Source organism: Streptomyces sp. NPDC004327, assembly GCF_042873935.1.
Taxonomy (GTDB): Bacteria; Actinomycetota; Actinomycetes; order Streptomycetales; family Streptomycetaceae; genus Streptomyces.
Window position 1 is genome coordinate 105,706 of record NZ_JBIAME010000013.1, and the last position, 17,397, is coordinate 123,102.

Annotated in this window: 21 protein-coding genes and 2 pseudogenes; 14 read left to right on the forward strand and 9 right to left on the reverse strand. The window is 69.3% G+C overall.

What is annotated here, in order from left to right; genetic code table 11:
• Positions 1-416: 416 nt before the first annotated feature.
• Positions 417-935 carry a hypothetical protein gene (locus tag ACFYU9_RS35445; RefSeq protein ID WP_389212266.1) on the reverse strand — a complete coding sequence of 173 codons (519 nt, stop codon included), beginning with the start codon at positions 933-935 and terminating at the stop codon, positions 417-419.
• A gap of 96 nt (positions 936-1,031) precedes the next feature.
• Between ACFYU9_RS35445 and ACFYU9_RS35450 the strand changes: the two genes are divergently transcribed.
• Both ACFYU9_RS35450 and ACFYU9_RS35455 read left to right on the forward strand, forming a co-directional pair.
• Positions 1,032-1,376, forward strand: a complete 345-nt coding sequence (locus ACFYU9_RS35450; RefSeq protein ID WP_389347713.1) for a hypothetical protein — start codon at positions 1,032-1,034, stop codon at positions 1,374-1,376.
• A gap of 207 nt (positions 1,377-1,583) precedes the next feature.
• Positions 1,584-2,609 (forward strand): integrase, encoded by a 1,026-nt coding sequence (locus ACFYU9_RS35455; protein ID WP_389347715.1) that lies wholly within the window; start codon positions 1,584-1,586, stop codon positions 2,607-2,609.
• Here the strand turns inward: ACFYU9_RS35455 and ACFYU9_RS35460 are convergent.
• Together ACFYU9_RS35460 and ACFYU9_RS35465 are read right to left on the reverse strand one after the other, a co-directional pair.
• Positions 2,572-3,072, reverse strand: a complete 501-nt coding sequence (locus ACFYU9_RS35460; RefSeq protein ID WP_389347717.1) for an NUDIX domain-containing protein — start codon at positions 3,070-3,072, stop codon at positions 2,572-2,574. The genes ACFYU9_RS35455 and ACFYU9_RS35460 overlap by 38 nt on opposite strands.
• Positions 3,073-3,245: 173 nt before the next feature.
• Positions 3,246-3,680 (reverse strand): hypothetical protein, encoded by a 435-nt coding sequence (locus ACFYU9_RS35465; RefSeq protein WP_389347719.1) that lies wholly within the window; start codon positions 3,678-3,680, stop codon positions 3,246-3,248.
• A gap of 86 nt (positions 3,681-3,766) precedes the next feature.
• On the opposite strand from ACFYU9_RS35465, the pseudogene ACFYU9_RS35470 reads away from it, so the two are divergent.
• Positions 3,767-3,907: pseudogene (locus tag ACFYU9_RS35470) on the forward strand (Tn3 family transposase); the annotation flags it as partial.
• Between the two features lie 348 nt (positions 3,908-4,255).
• Here the strand turns inward: ACFYU9_RS35470 and ACFYU9_RS35475 are convergent.
• Complete coding sequence (locus tag ACFYU9_RS35475; RefSeq protein ID WP_389347721.1) at positions 4,256-4,708, reverse strand: hypothetical protein; 453 nt, start codon at positions 4,706-4,708, stop codon at positions 4,256-4,258.
• A 127-nt stretch (positions 4,709-4,835) separates the two neighbouring features.
• Here ACFYU9_RS35475 and ACFYU9_RS35480 point away from each other — a divergent pair, with 127 nt between their 5' ends.
• A complete protein-coding gene (locus ACFYU9_RS35480; protein ID WP_389347722.1) occupies positions 4,836-5,129 on the forward strand; it encodes a hypothetical protein in 294 nt (97 codons plus the stop codon).
• 136 nt (positions 5,130-5,265) lie between these two features.
• Here the strand turns inward: ACFYU9_RS35480 and ACFYU9_RS35485 are convergent, their stop codons facing one another.
• On the reverse strand, positions 5,266-5,991 hold the full coding sequence (locus tag ACFYU9_RS35485) for a class I SAM-dependent methyltransferase (protein ID WP_389347724.1): 726 nt from the start codon (positions 5,989-5,991) through the stop codon (positions 5,266-5,268).
• A gap of 262 nt (positions 5,992-6,253) precedes the next feature.
• Positions 6,254-6,418 (reverse strand): zeta toxin family protein, encoded by a 165-nt coding sequence (locus ACFYU9_RS35490; RefSeq protein ID WP_389347726.1) that lies wholly within the window; start codon positions 6,416-6,418, stop codon positions 6,254-6,256.
• An 80-nt stretch (positions 6,419-6,498) separates the two neighbouring features.
• Between ACFYU9_RS35490 and ACFYU9_RS35495 the strand changes: the two genes are divergently transcribed.
• The 5 genes from ACFYU9_RS35495 to tpg all read left to right on the forward strand — a co-directional run bounded on the left by ACFYU9_RS35495 (position 6,499) and on the right by tpg (position 10,602).
• The gene (locus ACFYU9_RS35495; protein WP_389347728.1) at positions 6,499-6,756 is read left to right on the forward strand and encodes a hypothetical protein; all 258 of its coding nucleotides are present in this window, start codon (positions 6,499-6,501) and stop codon (positions 6,754-6,756) included.
• Positions 6,753-7,133 carry a hypothetical protein gene (locus ACFYU9_RS35500; protein ID WP_389347730.1) on the forward strand — a complete coding sequence of 127 codons (381 nt, stop codon included), beginning with the start codon at positions 6,753-6,755 and terminating at the stop codon, positions 7,131-7,133. The genes ACFYU9_RS35495 and ACFYU9_RS35500 overlap by 4 nt, the downstream gene beginning before the upstream one ends.
• Positions 7,134-7,331: 198 nt before the next feature.
• Positions 7,332-7,628, forward strand: a complete 297-nt coding sequence (locus ACFYU9_RS35505) for a hypothetical protein (protein WP_389347732.1) — start codon at positions 7,332-7,334, stop codon at positions 7,626-7,628.
• Positions 7,629-7,749: 121 nt separating this feature from the next.
• A complete protein-coding gene (tap, locus tag ACFYU9_RS35510; protein WP_389347735.1) occupies positions 7,750-10,032 on the forward strand; it encodes a telomere-associated protein Tap in 2,283 nt (760 codons plus the stop codon).
• 12 nt (positions 10,033-10,044) lie between these two features.
• Entirely contained in the window at positions 10,045-10,602 is a 558-nt protein-coding gene (gene tpg, locus ACFYU9_RS35515; protein ID WP_389347737.1) for a telomere-protecting terminal protein Tpg, read from the forward strand.
• Between the two features lie 128 nt (positions 10,603-10,730).
• On the opposite strand, the gene ACFYU9_RS35520 is transcribed toward tpg, so the two are convergent.
• A complete protein-coding gene (locus ACFYU9_RS35520) occupies positions 10,731-11,249 on the reverse strand; it encodes a cupin domain-containing protein (protein ID WP_389347792.1) in 519 nt (172 codons plus the stop codon).
• A gap of 424 nt (positions 11,250-11,673) precedes the next feature.
• A pseudogene (locus ACFYU9_RS35525) lies at positions 11,674-11,962 on the reverse strand (transposase); the annotation flags it as partial.
• Between the two features lie 403 nt (positions 11,963-12,365).
• On the opposite strand from ACFYU9_RS35525, the gene ACFYU9_RS35530 reads away from it, so the two are divergent.
• Positions 12,366-12,572 (forward strand): hypothetical protein, encoded by a 207-nt coding sequence (locus tag ACFYU9_RS35530; RefSeq protein WP_389347739.1) that lies wholly within the window; start codon positions 12,366-12,368, stop codon positions 12,570-12,572.
• A 305-nt stretch (positions 12,573-12,877) separates the two neighbouring features.
• On the opposite strand, the gene ACFYU9_RS35535 is transcribed toward ACFYU9_RS35530, so the two are convergent.
• The gene (locus tag ACFYU9_RS35535) at positions 12,878-14,260 is read right to left on the reverse strand and encodes a hypothetical protein (protein ID WP_389347740.1); all 1,383 of its coding nucleotides are present in this window, start codon (positions 14,258-14,260) and stop codon (positions 12,878-12,880) included.
• Between the two features lie 147 nt (positions 14,261-14,407).
• Between ACFYU9_RS35535 and ACFYU9_RS35540 the strand changes: the two genes are divergently transcribed.
• The 4 genes from ACFYU9_RS35540 to ACFYU9_RS35555 all read left to right on the forward strand — a co-directional run bounded on the left by ACFYU9_RS35540 (position 14,408) and on the right by ACFYU9_RS35555 (position 17,234).
• A complete protein-coding gene (locus ACFYU9_RS35540; protein WP_389347742.1) occupies positions 14,408-14,536 on the forward strand; it encodes a hypothetical protein in 129 nt (42 codons plus the stop codon).
• A 983-nt stretch (positions 14,537-15,519) separates the two neighbouring features.
• Positions 15,520-15,753 (forward strand): hypothetical protein, encoded by a 234-nt coding sequence (locus tag ACFYU9_RS35545; protein WP_389347794.1) that lies wholly within the window; start codon positions 15,520-15,522, stop codon positions 15,751-15,753.
• Entirely contained in the window at positions 15,753-16,025 is a 273-nt protein-coding gene (locus ACFYU9_RS35550) for a hypothetical protein (RefSeq protein WP_389347744.1), read from the forward strand. Before ACFYU9_RS35545 ends, ACFYU9_RS35550 begins: the two co-directional genes overlap by 1 nt.
• Positions 16,026-16,700: 675 nt before the next feature.
• The gene (locus ACFYU9_RS35555; protein ID WP_389347746.1) at positions 16,701-17,234 is read left to right on the forward strand and encodes a precorrin-3B C(17)-methyltransferase; all 534 of its coding nucleotides are present in this window, start codon (positions 16,701-16,703) and stop codon (positions 17,232-17,234) included.
• Positions 17,235-17,397: the final 163 nt, after the last annotated feature.

Sequence of the window (17,397 nt, forward strand, 5' to 3'; positions counted from 1 at the left end):
CGCCGGGCGTTTTCCAGACGCCAAACCGCTCGTGAGAGGGCATTGGAAGCGTGGTACATCTCCTCCGTCGGCATCAGCGCCCGACCCCGCGCCCCGCCCCGTGTGCCCCGGCCACCACCAGGCCGGGGCCACCCGCACGTCCTGGCGCTCCGCGGGCGGCCCACGCGTGGGCGAGGGGCCGTGGCACGCCTCGTGGTGAGTGGGGCTGGCGGCGCTCACCACGCACGGGGCGGTGAGCGCTGATCTGTGAGGCTCATGGGCTGTTTTACCTGGTGAGCGGGCTTGCTGTGTGACGGTGAGGGACTTACCACGGGCCGCGGCAGGCGTGGGAGCCTTCTGACAGGTGATCTTGATCGGTGCTGGGAGTCAGGCAGGGGCCGGTATCAGCCACTACTGCGACAGTCGACGCGGTGAGATCAGGGCGCGAAGTACCAGCAGTAGAGGTTGAGGCGCTTGTCCGTACGGTTGCCGGCCAGGGCTGACACACGCTTGAGGAGCTCTGTCGCGTCGGCCGGTGAGATCTCATCGCCCGGTTCGGAGACGGCCTTGGCCCAGAGGCGAGCTGCGACGCGGAGCTGCTCTGCTCCTGCGCAGACCAGAGCAGTGCACAGCGGCTCCGGGACGGCGAAGACGGTGAATCCGTCATTGGCCATTGGCACCACATGTCGAAGTGTGCTCTCGGTGCCCGCCAGTTGAGCTTCCCACCTCCAGACCGCGTCATCTGGGTAGATGCCGTCGCAGGGTACGGCGGGGAAGTCGTGGCTACGGCGAGGACCCACCCCCAGGGCGGACTCGTCGTCGCTTGCAAGGAAGAACTCACCTATGAGCACCATCCGCCGATCTTCGCAGCCCAGGAGCCAGCCATGGGACCGGCCAGTCTGCACGGCCATCAGGTACGGCGAGGCGTTCTGCTTCTCGCCGTCGGTCAAGATCACTTGTCAATCGGTCAAGATCGCGTGTCAGAGGACAGCAGACCTGCATCACCCCCTGTTCCTGGCCTGGTCTGCTGTGTTCAGGGGGACGATGGAGGTATGGGCGAGCACGACCAGGTCCAGGGTGACGCGGCCGATCCGGTCCCGGCGCCGCTGGACGTGGTGCGGGCCCGCGCGATGACGGCCGGACTGCACGAGGCGATGGACGATGTCCGGCGCTCCGTCGCGGTCCTCGCCGCCCGGGTCCGTGACGCGCACGCCGCCCGGATCTGGCTGCCCCTGGGCCATCCCTCGTGGGAGTCGTACTGCGCCGCGGAGTTCGGCATCTCCCGCGCGCAGGCGTACCGGCTCCTCGACGTCGCCCGCACCCTCGGCGCGATCCAGGCCGCCGTCAACGTCGGCGCCCCACCGCTGTCTCGTACGCTTTTCCAGCCTGCGTTGTAGGTGTTCGGGATGTTCGTGGTGCCTGTGACCACGAACATCCCGTGCTCGTTTGCCGACCGGCGTCGTGGTGTTCGCCATGTCCAGGCAGGTCGGTACGGAGGCAACGTGGCACGCAGGCTGTCAATTGGTCAGCTCAGGGTGCAGGAGATCATCCATCGGGATGGACGGCGGTCGCACACGATCGTCCAGCCGGCTGGTGGCGTACATGTGGGGGCCGAGCGGTTCCTGTCGCAGTACGCGGGCACTGGATCGGACCGGCCGTACGCGTACCTGCTCGTCGACCATCTGCGGTGGCTGGAGCACGAGGGACTGGCCCCGGAGAACGTCGGCTTCCGGGATCTGGAGCGGTACATGGGCGCGGTCGGGGCGAAGGTCGCCGCCCCGCTGAGGTCGCCGTGGCGGGTGGGCAAGCGTCCGTACGGCAACAGTGCGCTGTCCTCGGCGGCGTCGTGCCTGAAGGGCTTCTACCTGCGGCAGGCCGAGCTGGGCATCAACATCGAGCTGGCCGCGACGCTCGACAAGAGGCGGATGCCGACCCGGCAGGACCGGGACCGCGCCCTGCTCGGCCACATCACGAAGGACATGGCGGCCAACCCGCTGGCACCGCGCAGGATCCGCCGCCGGCATCCGAAGATGCTGCCGGATGGCGCCCGCGGGCTGCTGCTGCCCGCGGTGAACTCGGCCCGGGACCGGCTGGTCGTCGACTGGCTCAGCGACGGAGGGTTCCGCGTCGGAGAACTGTGCGGGCTGCACCTGTGCGACCTCCACCTGCGGAAAGGGGCCGACTGCGGCGAGTGCCGCACTCCGCACGTCCACGTGTGTCATCGCGAGGGCCTGCCCAACGGCGCCAGGGCGAAGACGAAGCGGCCCTGGGAACTGACGGACGGCACCATCCGGGGCGGGCTCATCAAGAGGGTCAGCCCGGCGATGATCCACGCCTACTTCGACTACCTCACGGGCGAGTACCCGCGCGGCTCCTCCCACGGGATGCTCCTGGTCCAGCAGCACGGAGCGGACCGGGGGCTGCCCTGGGCTCCGGAAGGCGTCCGGAAGATGATCTCCCGGGCTGGGTTCTTGCTTCGGGACCATGGTTGTGCTCTGCACACGAGGGGGGCCCGGGTGCTGCCGAAGTCCAAGGTCGATCTGTACGCGGCGATCCGCCGTGACCCCAAGGCCGGCCTGTCGCTGCGTGCGGTCAGGACTGCGCGGTCCGGAACGCAAGATACCGGCTGAAGGCCTCGTGGCTGTCGGGAGTGAAGCCCCACTCCAACAGGGCCGAGTGAATCTCGGACTCGGTCAGCCAGCCATGCCAGACGACCTCATCGGAATCGCGGGTCACAGCATCCGGCACCACGGCTTCATGCACGCCGAGCCAGTGAGGGCTCAGGCCGCTGCGGTTGATGAACGTGAACAGCAAGCGCGGCAGGCCACGGATGCCCAGCTCTTCGGCCAGCTCCCGCCCGGCAGCCTGCTCAAAGGATTCGCCGACACCCACGGCGCCACCGACCATGACCTCATAGAGCCCGGGGAAGCGCGACAGCTGCTCCGACCGCCGATGGACGAGGATCCGACCACGCTCATCACGACACACAGTCGAGGCGATTCGATGCAGCCAGCCCTCCCGGATGGCCTGCCGACGGGTGACCACCCCCAGGACACGATCTTGACAGTCGACACGCTCCACCAGTTCCTCCACGAAGCACACAGTGGCAGAACCCACTGACAACGCCGTATCTCAGCGAGCCGTTCTCAGAACTCGACAACAGTCTGAACCCGCTTGATCAACATCTGTTGCCCGAACTCGGCGCCAACCGTTCTCGCGTTACGCCTGCGTAGCCAAGCGGCGAAGTGTCGTCTCCTCAGGCGACGTCACGGGTAGCTAGAAGCAAGAGCGAGGGCGTTCAGCGCATAGGTAGGCTGCGTGGTGCGGCGGCTGTCTATGTACGGCCGAAGCTTCGAGATAACCGCTGGGATGCTTGGGAACAGGTCAATCGCATCCTGACGTCGCACCAACCCACGGCTGACGAGTATCGCTACGAGCTCCAGCTTCTGCAGCAAGTCCTCCAAGCTCTCACGATCCTCCCGGACCAGCGCTTCAAGGTCGGACACCTCGCCGTTGCGGATACGGCGCCGGAACTTCCGCAGTTCGGGCGCGTGGTACTCCTTGTGCAGCGTGACAAGCGACTGAAACGAGCGCGCACGCCGGGCTTCCTTCACCTGGGCCGCGGCATAGCCGCAGGCCGCAGTCACCACGACTGCACTGAAGGCACTGCTTAAGGCCGTTGTAACGTCCCATGCTGACATTCCCCCTCCTTGTCACTTGCGATGTCCATGGCAGGGTCCTACTAAACGAGAGACAGTGAGCCACGCGGAGCGGGTCCACTGAGGACTCACTGAGATCTGTCCTCAACACCGTCGTCCTGTGGAACACCCGATACCTCGACGCCGCCGTCGCACAGCTGCGCGCCGAGGGCTACGACATCAAGGACGAGGACGTCGCCCGGCTCTCCCCGCTCAAGGACAGGCACATCACGTCGCCGGCCGCCCCGCCATGGGCACCTCCACGCTCATTCTGGATCTCCTGCGCTCCGCCGCGATCAAGCACGACCTGCCTGCGGCCCTGTTCACGTACGAGTCCGGTTGCGAGGAGATCAGTAATGACCTTGGAAAGCCGCGGTGATGTGGCGATGGGGCCAGATCGAGTCGGCGGCGTCGGGCGGGCGGTGCTGCTGGGGCTGCCGACGTCCCGGCCGACCCCTCAGGGGTGATCAGCCACCGGGTGGGGAAGGGGCCGAGGAGGAGCCGCGGAAAACCAAACCCCGTGGACGCGATGCCCACGGGGTTCTGTGCTGCTTGGCCGGCTGAGCAGGGCGTCGACGTTACTTCTCGCACTTGGTCTTGAAGCCGTCAAGCAGAGCCTTGCCGGCATCGGAGTTGTCACGTACGTACACGCTACCGCTGATACTGATCGAGGTGTCGCTGGTTGAGATGGACTCGCTCCCGGTCCGCTCGTTGCGGGGGTCATCTCCGGCGACCGTCCAGATGATCTGGGACTGATCTGTGTTGAACTCGCCGGTGCTGGTCACGTCCGGCTCCTCGTAGACGCCGTCGCACTCGTACTCATGATGCGAGACATTGTTGCCCTTGACGACCAGCTGGCCGAGATCGGAGGTGCCGTTGACGTCCTTGATGTAGTAGGTACCGTCGAGCTTGCTGGCGCTGCCACCGCTGCCTCCGCTGCAGGCGGTGAGTATGAGTGAGCCCGCGGCCAGGGCCGCGATGGACGCGGCGATCTTGGCCCGCGTCCTACGTGCGGTCCTGGTGATGCTCATGGGGTTCTCCCTTCATGCTTCCTGGATAGTCGGGTTGAGGTGGAAGCCAGTCAAAATATCCTATGGATAGACGACTTCGGCTGACCGGGACCACCTATCAGGCGTCTTCTCGGAGGTTGCCGAGCCGATGCTCAGTCAGCGCAAGCGCGACCTCGGACTGATGGAGCGCATGTTCGCCGTCCTGGATACGCCACTGCAGACGTTGCACGGGCGGATGCGCGACAGCAGCACCGCGGGGGTCGTGTCGAGCACCGAGGCGATCACGACGAGATTGTCGACAGTCACCGGGCGAGCACATCGCTCCATCTCCGTGAGAGCGGCGCGGCTCGTGATGAAGATCGTCGGCGTCGCCGCTCTCGCGTTCCTCGGTGGTCTCGCCAAGGCCCCTGGGGCCGATGTGTGGAGCTGGCTGATGCTGTAGCCCCCTGGGGGCTACAGCCTCGTACTTGGGTTGCCCCAACTGGCGTCGGCTCCGCCTCCAGAGGTGGGGCTGGCGACGCTTACGGGGCGTGCTGTCCGGTGCCATCAAAGGTTTGAGTGGCGTGGATCACCAGAGATCAGGAGCGTCGTGCGAGGAAGACGAACTCTTTGCCTGGCCGGTCGGGCGCATCGCGAACGTCTTGCACCTTGTAGCCGTGGGCGACCAGGTCTGTCTCGACCTCTTCGCGCTCTCGGAAGCGCAGGGTTGAGTCCGAGGTGAGCACCTGTCCGTCCGCGGCGAAGGTGTAGGTCCAGCGGAAGGTCACCAGGGGCCAGCTCACGTCAATCAGCTGGACCCAGCTCTCGACGGAGCCGACGCACGGGATCTCGGTCACGCGGTAGGAGTTTTCGCGGGTCCACTCTTCCCAGGCGCGTCTGGCCGGATCGCGGGTCTCGAAGACCAGGTGTCCGCCGGGCCGTAGTGTCTCGTTGGCTCCCCGCAGTGTCTTCTGCCAGGTGTCGGGATCTGCGATGGCCTGGGCGACGTTCGCTGTCATCGTCGCGAGGTCGACCTGCAGCGGTGGGAGGGCTGTGGCGTCACCGCAGATCCAGCGCACTCGCTCGCTGCCCGGTTTGGCCCGGGCGACGTCGACGGATGCCTGGGCGGGGTCGATGCCGACGACACCGACCCCGCGGTCGGCCAGGAGAAGTGCGAACACCCCCGTGCCGCAGCCGATGTCCAGAACTTGGCGCGCCCCGAGTTCTTCCGTCATCCGGAGGTAGGCATCGAGATCGCTGCGGTCGGGGTCGAGCGGATCGTAGATCGCGGCGAGTCGTGGATGCCCGAAGCAGTCGTCAGCCATGCGGCCGAAGGTATGCAGAGTCAGCCTCGAAGAGCTACTGAGTTCCGCTGGCTCCCCATCGAACCTTGAGCGTGTGTCATCGAAGTTTGGTGTAGATCTCGTTCGCCATGAGGGGACGGCTGTCCGTGGCGCTGTGGTGGCATCCCTGGTGGGCGGCGTCGGGGGCGGGGCCGGCGGCCCGGGTCGAGCTGCGCGAGCTCGCCAAGGCGGGACGCGGGGAGGGGTGCGCGCGGCATGACTCCTCCGCCCGTGATCATGCACGTCAGGTCTTGGCGATCTTCGTCTTGCCCGCGCCGGGCTGGCCGGCGACGACGACCACGACCGGCCGTGCCTGCGGCACCGCCCCTTGTCTCCAGATGGGCAGCCGCTCGGCGAGGACCTGCTGGCGCTCGGCTTCGGCGAGCACCAGCGCGGTACGGCCTCCCACTAACTGACTCGTTCTCCCTCGATACGTGACGGGTACGGGTACGTACCCGTATCCTTGATCCTGTGGGAAGGAGCACTGTGATGTCCGATGCCAACGTGAGAATCCCCGAGGAAGCCCGCGATCGCCTGGCCGCCGTCGCCGCCGCCGAGGGCCTGTCCCTGCGTGCCTACCTCGCCCGTCTCGCCGAGACCGTCCTGACCCCGGCTGAACGAGCCGAACGAGCCGACCAGGCCAAGGCAGCTCTGCACGCCTGGACCGGCTACAACCCCACGGCTGGCGAAGATGCCGCCCTGGACGACGAACTCGACCGCCGCCTCGCCCAGGTGCAGCGCCCATGACCGAGCCTATGCACATCGTCCTTGACGAGACCGCGATGACCGCTGCCGGCACCGGCAACGTCCTCGCCTCCCGCCTTATCCACCGCGCCCACGCCGAAGCCGGCTGGTATCTCTACGCACCGGCCTGCGCGCTCGTCGAAGCCGACCGCGCCCGACCCGGTACTGCCGAGCATTTGGCGGCGCTGCCCGGCATCACGGTCCTGGACCTCGACCTCCCGGCCGTCCTCGCCGTTGCGCAGCAGGCCACCTGGGCCCAGGCCCACGCCCAGCACGCGGCCCAGCCCACCCCGGACCGGCCTGACGGTGCGATCATCGCGACCACTACCCCAGAGCGCTGGAAGGGCGAACCTGTGGGGGTCCTCGACCTCGCCCCATGAACCCTTCAGCTCGTGCGGAGCGCGCGGCGAGGGAAGCGGGGACGGTGGCCGCGGTCGTGCAGGCGGCGCCGCTGGGCAGGACCGCGTGAGCAGAGCGAAACTCGGGGCATCAGGGGCGGAGGGCGAGGACGTCGTCGACGCGGGGGCCTTCTGAAGCACCTCGCCGCCCGCACCGACTTCCTCCAGTACCGAGGAACGATGGGCTCGGCCCGCCAGGCGTTCCAGGGCGAGCCGGCCATCGAGGTGCTCCTCGACCGCCTCTTCGATGCCTGGGCCTGGCTGGAGGCACACGCGCTGCTGTCCCAGGTGCCGAGCCAGTCGGAAGCCTCCCGTCAGCTCTCCCGCGACGGCCGAGACCTGGCGAAGGATCCCGAGGGCATCACGTGGTTCGAAGCCCACCAACGTCTGTCCGGTCCGCTCCACCCGGCCCTCGAAGGCACCGTGCCACCAACTTCGACCTGGGCGACTACGAGACCGCGTGCTTCGCCGCGATGAAGGCGGTCGAAGTCGCCGTCCGGGACGCCTCCGGCGCGTACGCGATGTGTACGCGGTTCGTACGGTAAACATACGCGAAATGTACGTTTCACGGGGTAGGGTGTTGCTCGGGAGGTGTTCCATGTCTGAGCTGTTCGATGCGGTCGATGCGCTGCTCGCGTCCCGTGCCGCGCTGCCGCCGCCGGCGGAGCGCAAGCGGCTGCGTGCCGCGCATGGCCTGACGATCGATGAGGTGGCCACCGCGCTGAAGGTGCGCCGGGCGACGGTGTCCGGCTGGGAGTCCGGCAAGACGGAGCCCCGCCCGCCGGAGCGCGACGCGTACGCGCGACTCCTCGACGGGCTCGCGAAGCTCTACCCCGCCCCGGCCAACACCCGCGCGGCGGAGGAGGACACGGCGGTACCGGCCACGATCGCCGGTCCCGTGCCCCCGGCGCCGGAAGCCCGGACTCTGGCCACAGGCCAGGCGCCCGAGGCTGCGGTCATGACGGCAACCGAGAACACCCAGACCCCCGCCCCTGCTCCCGTCGCCCCCGCCCCCGCTGCCGTTGCCGGTGCTCCGGCGGCGGCGCCGCGTCCGGCGCGCACCATCAGGCTGTCGTCGATGTCGCGCCGTCCGGGTGTGAAGAAGGCGGCCCCGGCCGGAACCCCCCCGGCGGGCGGTAGCGATCCGCGGTTCGAGAACGGGCCGCTCGCGGTCGTCGATGTCGACACCGACGGGAAGGTGCTGGCGTACTGCACCGGCGGTCTGGTCCTGGACGTGCCCGCCAAGAGCATCCCGGCCCTGGTCGACTGGACGCTGCGCGAGGCCAAGCTCGGGGCTCCGAGGCTGTCGGGTCCGGGCAAGGACGCCGACCCGCTGATCGTGCTCACCGAGGCCGCGTGCCAGCGCTACGGCCTGCCCGTCACGCTCACGCAGGAGGAGCGGACCGCCGGCCGTCTGCCGGAGGGCCACAAGGTCATCAAGCAGCTGGCGCGCGCGGAGTGGAAGCTGACCAAGCGCGGCTTCGGCCCGTGGGCGCGGATCTACCGCCCCGCGACCGGGTCGGAGCGGGCCTGCGTGCAGCTGTGCATTCCGTCGTGGAACGCGCTGGACACCCGGTTCTGGGGTACTGCCGGTCAGCTTCCGCCGGCGGAACTCGCCCGCGTCCTGGGTGTGTACGCCTCCCGTGTGATGACGCCGCGCGGTTCGACCGCGGTGACCGGCCTGGAGCTGATGACCGCGCTGCACCCGCCGACCCGGGCCTCCGAGCCGGACGCCGACGGCAAGCGGCACTCCGTGCGCAACCCCGGCAGCCTGGGCAAGGACGCCATCGACCCGATGAACTTCCCGCCGTGCGAGGTCCCCGACGGCCACCCCGTCCTCAAGGACCTGCCGCGCTTCCACGTCCGCGGACCGGAGGAGAAGCTGTTCGAGGAGGCGTACGACTGGGCCCGGCCGATGACCGACGCCGAGTGCACCCTGCGCCACCTCGTCGGCATCGACGTCAACATGGCCTTCGCCGCCGGCGCCAACGGCCTGATCGTCGGCCTGGGCGAGGCGACGCACGTCAAGAACCCGGCGTTCGACCCGAAGCTGCCCGGCTCCTGGCTGGTCGACCTCTCCCACGTCGACCTGTCCCGCGTGAAGGCCGGCAAGCAGTGGGTGAACCTGGACGGCTGCCTGCTGCCCTCCCCGTTCACACCGACGGGCGAGCACCCGACCGGCCCGGCCTGGTACTCGACGCCCACCGTCGCCTACGCGGCGGAACTCGGCTACGAGGTCCGCCCCATCGAGGCGTGGGTCCGGTACGAGACCGGCCGCTACCTGGACGGCTGGTACACCCGGCTGCGTGACGCCTACCTCGCCACGATGGCCGACCTCGGCGTCGACGCCGACCTCGCCCCCGAGGACTTCCTCGCGGCGATGGACGGCTACAAGGACCGCGACCCGGAGCTGGCGATCGTCGTCTCGGCCATCAAGGCGACGGTCAAGGGCGGCCTGGGCAAGCTGCGCGAGCGGCCCCGGGCCGAGGGCTGGCGTCCGGGCGAACCATGGCGCGCCCTGTCCCGCCCGACGTGGCGGCCGGACATCCGCGCGGCGGTCATCTCCCGCACCCGGATCAACCTCCACCGCAAGATCGTCAAGCACGCCGCGTTCACCGGCCAGTACCCGATCGCGATCCTGTCCGACTGCGTCGTCTACGCCGCGAACGGGCCCTCGCCGCTGGACTTCCTGCCCTACCGGGAGGGCAAGCCGCTGCCCGGCGGGTTCAAGCTCGGCATCAACCCCGGCCTCGTGAAATGGGAAGGCACTCAGTCCGTCCTGTGGGGCGAGGAAGTCCGGGAGAAGTTCAACGCCCCCGAGCTCAACCTCGCCCGGTACATCAAGGACGGCACCGTCACCGACGAAGACAACGGAAAGTAGGAAAGGGCCACGATGAGCCTGTTCGGGGACGGACTGGACGCCGCGGTGCACAAGGCCTTCACCCGCCCGGCGCCCAAGACCGCGGGCCCGCAGATGCGGTACCTGGTCAAGAAGCTCGGCGGCACCAAGCCGGCCGCCGACCTGCTCGACATGTCCCAGCGGCAGGTGGAGCGGTACGTGGCGGGCAAGGCCAAGAACCCCCGCCCCGCCCTCGCCGCGCGCCTGGAGCGCGAGGTGAAGAAGCGCTGGCAGCCTCAGATCCGGGCCCAGGCCAAGGCGAAGGCCGCGTCCACGGGCGGCATCGTCATCGACACCCGCGCCCGCATGGGCTACAAGGCCCCGATCGGATCCACGGACCAGGACCGCATCCGGCACCTGACCGTCGCCCTGCCCCCGCTCTACGCCGCCCGCCTCTTCGACGCCCAGGACGCCGGCGCCAGCGACGACGAACTGCAAAAGATCGCGGCCGAAGGGCTCAAGGAGGTGTACTTCCAGGACGGCGGCCGCCGCGCCGGCTCCCTAGAAGAGATCCGTTTCACGGACGTCGAGCACCTGGAGTTCGACCTGTAGACCGGCTCCGCGTACAAACCGCCTGGCCCCCGGCATTGGAGTGACACTGTTGGCGAACTCGAAACGGGCCGGGCGCCCTGGTGGTGGCCATCGTGGCGGGGGAGCGGTAGTCCTGCAACGGCCCCGAACTACTCCTTCCCGGGCTCGAAGTCTTCCAGGAAGTAGCTGTCGTGCCGGATGCGAAACCGCTCAAGTTCCTCGCCACCGCGCTGCGTCATCTCCGCAACCCGCTCGAAGTATTCCTCGCGCGGGGCGCCGGGGGAGAAGAGCATGAGCATGGACATGGGCTCGGTGGTCACGTTTTTGAAGGCGTGCAGGCTGCCGACCGGTACGTACAGGAAGTCGCCCACGCGGCCCGTGACCCACTTCTCGCCGTTGTAGAGCTCCAGTTCGCCGGAGAGGATGTAGAAGGACTCCGACATCGCCTTGTGGAAGTGGGTCTTGGCTCCAGCGGACCGTGCACCCAGCTCCACCTTGTACAGGCCGAATTCGCCGCCGGTCGACTCGTTGGTGGCGAGGTAGTGGGTAGAGCCGGCGGGTGAGGAGATGTCCGGCGGGGTGTCGGCCGGGCGGAAGACCGCGTTCACTTCGCCCTTGTTGCCGTGGTAGCGGGCTTCCGGGTACTCGAGGTATTCCGGGTACGACATGATGCGCTCCTCTTGGCAGGTCTCCACCAGCATGGTGACTCCCGCCTCCAGAAGGTGGCATCGGGCTTGCGGATGGTCTTGGGCTGGCCCGGGCTGAAGGCTGGGGACCTAGGGCCTGTCTCCTTGGAAAGGCTACGGGCGCCATTTCCTGTCGGTAGGCGGGGTGCTCGGCGTATGACTGGGCAAGGACTCGCAGCGCGTATGCCAGGCCGGCCGAGCGCGAGTCCGAGGGGTCCATAGCCTTGTAGTCGTGCGCCAGTTGCTCGGTCAGGTCGAGCATGGGGAGATGGCTGTCGAGAAGTGCCTCCCCGCCCAGGGTGTCGGCCACGTAGGCATAGGCGTGGTTGTCGTCCATGATGCGTGCGACGAGAAACTTCACAAGATCGTCCATGCGGGCATCTTCGCGGGCAAGGTGCTTCGTCGGTCAAGCAGCTGTCCAGATGAGGATGGCGGCGAGGTGGAGCGCGGCCTGGTAGGCGATGGCGAGCTTGTCCGTTCGTATGGCCAGGCCGCGCCACTGCTTGAGTCGGTTGATGCACCGTTCGACACCCGTTGCGCTGCTTGTACGCCTCGGCATCGAAATCCGGTGGGCGACCGCCGGCGCGGCCCCGCCGCAGACGGTGGCCGACCTGGTCGGACGGCTGGGGGATGACAGCACGGATCCCGCGTCGGCGGAGGTGATTCCGGATCGCGCGGGATGCATACGCGCGGTCCTATCCGCCCGACGAGGACGGAGGCCGGACCGTGCGCATTGACAGCTCCATCGTGGGCCGCGCGTTCGCGATGAAGGACGTCGTCGAGTTCCTCCGCCGTGCGGGGCTCGGTCGACGTCGAGGACTGGCCGGCCATTGACTCCCCGGTCCCAAGCCAGGTGCTCTGACCTCTGAACTACGTCCCGTTGCAAGATGGTTCGGTCGTCGTCTACTATCCGTGCCCAACAGTGGTGTGTCATCCGACGCACCCACTTCCCGAATGGAGCCGGACAGCTGTTGTTGTGCCTCGCCACTCGGCCGAGGTAGCGCGTCCGTCAGATGCGGTTGCGCCCATGGAGACTTCACCAACAGGTGAGGTGTGTCTCCGTGCAGCACATGTCCGTGCATACTCGGGAGGAACAGCTTGACCACGAACCACGCCGCCTGCGCGCACCCCATTCGCGATCTCATGATCGTCGCACTGAGTGCGGCTGCGGTTAGCCTCGTCGCCTTCATCATCATCACGCGCCTCGGTGGCGCCACGCTCGACGGCCTTAAGGGTGCCGCAGCCACGTTCGCAGCTTTCGCGGGTGGCGGTGTCGCCGTCCTCGGCTACCTCAAGCGCAACTAGGCAGTAGCACCGAAAGGGGCGGCCCTTGTGGGCCGCCCCTTCGGCATGACGTCGGCCGGCTGTGCGAAGCGTCCCCGGGGGAAGGTCCTGTACGCCCTCGCGCGGGCGGAGCGGCAGTGTAGGTTCCCGCGAGCTCGGTCCTTGCATGTCGTGCTGAGCTGCGGGTTCGTGCGTCGATCCCACAGGTCTGTCACCTTCGCGTTTCCATGGGGTTGTCCATTTCCCCGACGGCGACTGACCGGAAGCCACGGAAGGGTGCTGACCGGGGCAGGAACCGTCACGGCCCTGTGCCTTCTGCCCCGGGATCAGTGGTGGTGGTCGAGGAAGACGCGGGCGCGTTCGTCGAGCTCGGCCGCGACCCGTACGCCGCGGGCCCGGTACGGGCGCAGGTCGGCGCGCAGGGAGCGGACGGCCTCGAGGGTGCGGGTGGACTTCACCCCGGCCATGGTGTCGATCGCGCGGCCCCAGGTACCGCAAGCCTGCTCGATGCCGCCCTGCTTGGCCTGCTGCTCGGCCTGGGCGACCAGGTCGAGGGCGATGATCCGCGCGTACGTCGCCCCGGGCCGGCTCGCCGCGGCGGTCGCGTACTGGTGGGCGGCGTTGGGGCGGTCGCCGAGCGTCTCGAAGACCTTCGCCGTACGGGAGTGGACGGTGGCCGCGGGCGGGCCCCACACCAGGGCCCAGAACGGCACCTCGTCCCCGGCCCGCATCCCGGCGGCGAGCGCGGTCTCGGCGAGCTGGACGTCGGCAAGGGCACGGCAGGTCTGGCCGGTCCTGGCGAGCGCGTGCGCGTGGGTGACGGCGAACAGCGCCTCGACCTGCTGGCCGACGCGGCCCCTGGCACGCTCCCAGCCGGATTCGGCGAGGGCCAGGCAGTGCTCGGGCCGGTGCAGCTTCATGCCCTGCTGCGACACCGTGCGCATCACAAACCCGCCCTGCCCGGGGACGCCGGACGCCCGCGCGAGGGCGAGGGACTGGAGGTAGTAGCGCTGCGCGAGGCCCTGCTCGCCACTGTCGTACGCCTTCCACCCGGCCAGGTGAGCGCCGGCCGAGGCGACCGAGAGCGCCTCGGCGCGGACGTCCTCGCTCGCGAACCGGCCCCGGCACAGCTGCGCGACGTCGGTGACGAGGTACTGCACGAATGCGGAGCGGCCGTGCTGTCCGCCGTGGCGCTCGTCCATGTCCATGAAGAGCTTCACCATGTCGCGCACGGCGGCGACGTCGGCGTGGCCGGCGACTCCGCCGCCGCTGACCGTGCGGGTGCGGGCGGCGGCTTCCTGGACGGCCTGGAGCGGGAGGGTCGCCGCGGCCATGGAGTAGGCGGAGGCGGCCAGGAATCGGCGGCGGTTCACATCGGCCTCCCCGATGGCGGTGAGCGTCTCGATCGGATCGAAGTCCAGCGTCAGCCCGATGCTGTCATCTTCACCCCCGGTCGGGGAACCGAGTCCGAGGTCCTCACGGGTGATCCGGCGCCCCAGGCGGCGGGACAGCGCCTCCGCCAGGTACCCCGGTGTCGCTCCGGACGGTTCGGTGCCGAGCGTCCAGTGGTGGACGGCCGACTTGTTCGTCCCCAGCCGCTGGACGCTCTCTAACGCCACTGCCTTCACCGCGCGGGCGACGCCGTCGTACGGCAGCCCGGACTCCTCGATCAGTGCCTTGAGCTGGTGGTTGGCAGTGCGCTGGGTCATGGCGTCCTGCCCTCGTCGTCGGGCGTATACCCGATATACGGCTCCTCGCGCTCGACACGTACCTCTCAACTGCTTTGCCCGGTTCACTGATTGAGCAGGCCCGGTGACATTCCGTCAACGGGCTCGGTCGAGAAGAAGGGGTTCGCCATGAAGGACCAGACGCGTCCGTGGGAGTCCGTGTTCGCCGGCCCGGAGATCACCGCCCCGCCGAGTGGCACCGCCCGCTACGACGACAAGGCCGCCGAGACCTCGGACCAGGGCCGCTTCGAGGACTGATTCACCGGCACGGCCCGTCCAGCACCACCAGCGTCACCGGGGCCCGCCCGGCCGAGAGCCGCGCGGGCCCCGTCGCATGTCCGGCGAGAAGGGAGAACAGGCAGATGTTGACGTGCTCGGTGAATCTGCGGACCGGTTCGGGGCCGTGGGAATGGCGAGGCGCGGAAGAGGGCTGGGGCCGCGGCGCGGACCGGATCCGGCCGCTGGACCACCCGGCCCTGGAGGCGCGGGCGGTCACCGACGGCACCCGCACGCTGCTCGTCATGCGGGAGAAGGCCGCCGGCCGCCCCTCGCTGCTGCGCTCGATCTCCCCCACCCGCGTGTACACCGCGGTGTACGACCGTGCGGTGAGGGAGTGCCAGGACTTCCCGCTCCAGGGCATCTGGGTCGAGGCCGGCCCGGAAGGGCTGCGACTGACGACGGGGCTCGGCGGGGTGTGCCCGCTGTACCTCGCCCACGAGAACGGGCGGCTGACGGGCTCCTGGCAGCTGATGGACCTGCGCCACCGGCTCGGTGCGGACCGGCTTCAGGAGCGGGAGGTGATGCGGCTGCTGACCGGCTTCCCCCGCTACGGGCACGACACGCTGTTCACCACCGTCAAGCGGCTCTCCGAGCGCTCCACCGCATACGCGGCCGCCGAGGGCCTGCGCCTGGTCTACCCGGCGGCGGCCGAGCACGCCCAGACCTCCGAACTCGCCGGCCACGTCGGTGAGGCCGAACTCGTCGGCGCCTTCGAGTCCCTGACCGACCACGTGTTCGCCAAGCGGCCCGTCGCCCCGGAGCGGACGGCGGCCCAGCTGTCCGGGGGCATGGACTCCACCAACCTCGCCATCTCCCTCGCCCTCTCGCATCCGGGGGCGATCACGCCGTGCGCGATGCTCATCGGCGGCGAGGCCGGGGCCGGTTCCGCCGGAGTGGTCCCGGGCCTCCTGGCCCGGCGATACCGTGGTGAGCAACGCCAGTTCTGCCCTCTGGAGCCCTTGATGAGCGAACAGCCGGCCCCCGCCGACACCGCCGCCCGGCGACTGGAGCCCGCGGCCGCCGACGCGGTCCGCGCGTACGCGGCCAAGACCCGCGCCGACGCCGACCGGTTCGCCGCCGTCCTGGAGGACATCGCCACCAACGGCCTGCCCGACCCCGAGCAGTGCACCCCGTGGGAGGACCTGCGCGAGGCCCACCTCGCACGCCTCGCCGCACAGCGCCCGGCCGTCGCCTGATGCCCCCGCAGCACAGCCGGCGCCGCGCCCGGATCGCGTTCTCCGACTCCGCTGCCAAGCAGCTGGAGAACATCACCAGCGAGGCGGAGATCCACGCCCTGGACCGCGCCCTGGTCGTCGTCTCCGTAGACCCCGAGGTCGGCGAGCCGATCCCCGGCGACACCGCCGGCCCCCAGCTGCGCGAGTACGCCGACGAGGTCGAGCGCGTACGCCTCGTGTACTGGGTGACGGCCTTGAAGACCGTGGTCGTCGTCGCCTACCTCGAGGTCTGACTCGCGACGTCCTGGACCAGGCCGACCGCGTGCTGCTGGCGCGGGCCGGCCTCTCCGCATCTTTATCGGTTGGTGAGGGATCGCTTGCGTACAAGGAAGACCTAAGACTGACCGGCCAGAGGACGAGCGCGCTTCCCACCCGCCGTAGGCGACGTACCGGAAGTACAGCCAGGTGGTCCTCGCCAACGGGCTCGCCACCCACCTTGCACCCGTCACCGAGCCGCCGGCTCGCCCTGTGACAGCGAACCCAGACCGAGTGCCGCCGAAGGTGGGGCGACCGGATCGCCGCCGGCAACACCGGCGAGGGCTCGTGCCTCAGCCGAAGTCCTCGACCCGCAGACCGTGCTTGAGGACCGTGAAGTACGGCGTAGTGCCCGCTCCCGGTAGCTCAGGAGCGCCACCGCGCCGTCGGGGTCCGCGCTCGCCCCCGTGTAGAAATCGCGCGCCCCGTGCGATGCGGCGATGCCGGGACGCACCGCCGGCGGTGCGGTGCGGTGGTGCGGAGGAACGCACCACGGTGGCGCGGTGGTGCGCCAGGGATGTGCGCTGTCCTCGCCCGCACCCTGACGGGCCCGCGCGGGCGGCTGACGACGGCGCTGGCGTCGAGCACGCTGATCACGGTCCTCGCGGTCAGAGTGGTGACGGGATAGGGGGCCGGTTGCCAGGATGGCTTCCATGCGAACTCGTGTGCCCGTCACCGCCGCCGTGCTCGTCGGACTGCTCGCCTCGGGATGCGCCGGCGTCGGCACCGGCGGCGGCGTCGACCCGAGAAGCGTGCGGCCGGTGACCGGGGAGCCGTCGGCGGTCCGGAGCTCCGGGTCGGGGGATCCGACCATGGACGCCGAACGGCGCAAGTACGAGGAGAATCACGGCTACCGGCGAGAGATGGAGCTGACCGACGACGAGCGGGGCGCCGCCGCGGGCAAGGCGCAGGCGCTGAAGGCCGTGCTCGACGGGCTGGCCGGCACGAAGGTGACCGAGGACCAGCTGCGTGACGCCGTGGCGCCGGCGATGGGCGTGGAGCCGAGGAGCGTCGAGGTGCGAGGCGAGTTCGGCGGCCTCCTGAAGAGCGTCGAGGTCGGTGGCGGCACCGGCAAGGTCTGCGTCAACGGCCGGATCGGCTCCGCCCCGCCCAAGTCCGTCGTCAGCGCCGAGGTCGCGGGCCGCACGATGGACGGCACCTGCCTGCCGGGCCTCGGCGGACACTGACCGCCACGGCGCCCGCCGCGCCCGCCGGGAGGTCCGCTCGGTGTTCCGGCGCTGGACCGGCACGCCGGAGCATCCGGACAACCGGACGGAGCCCGCTTGGCCGATCATGGAACCCGCGCCGGTGGAGGAATCCTCCGACGACCGCCGCCGCCTCGGAGTTGCG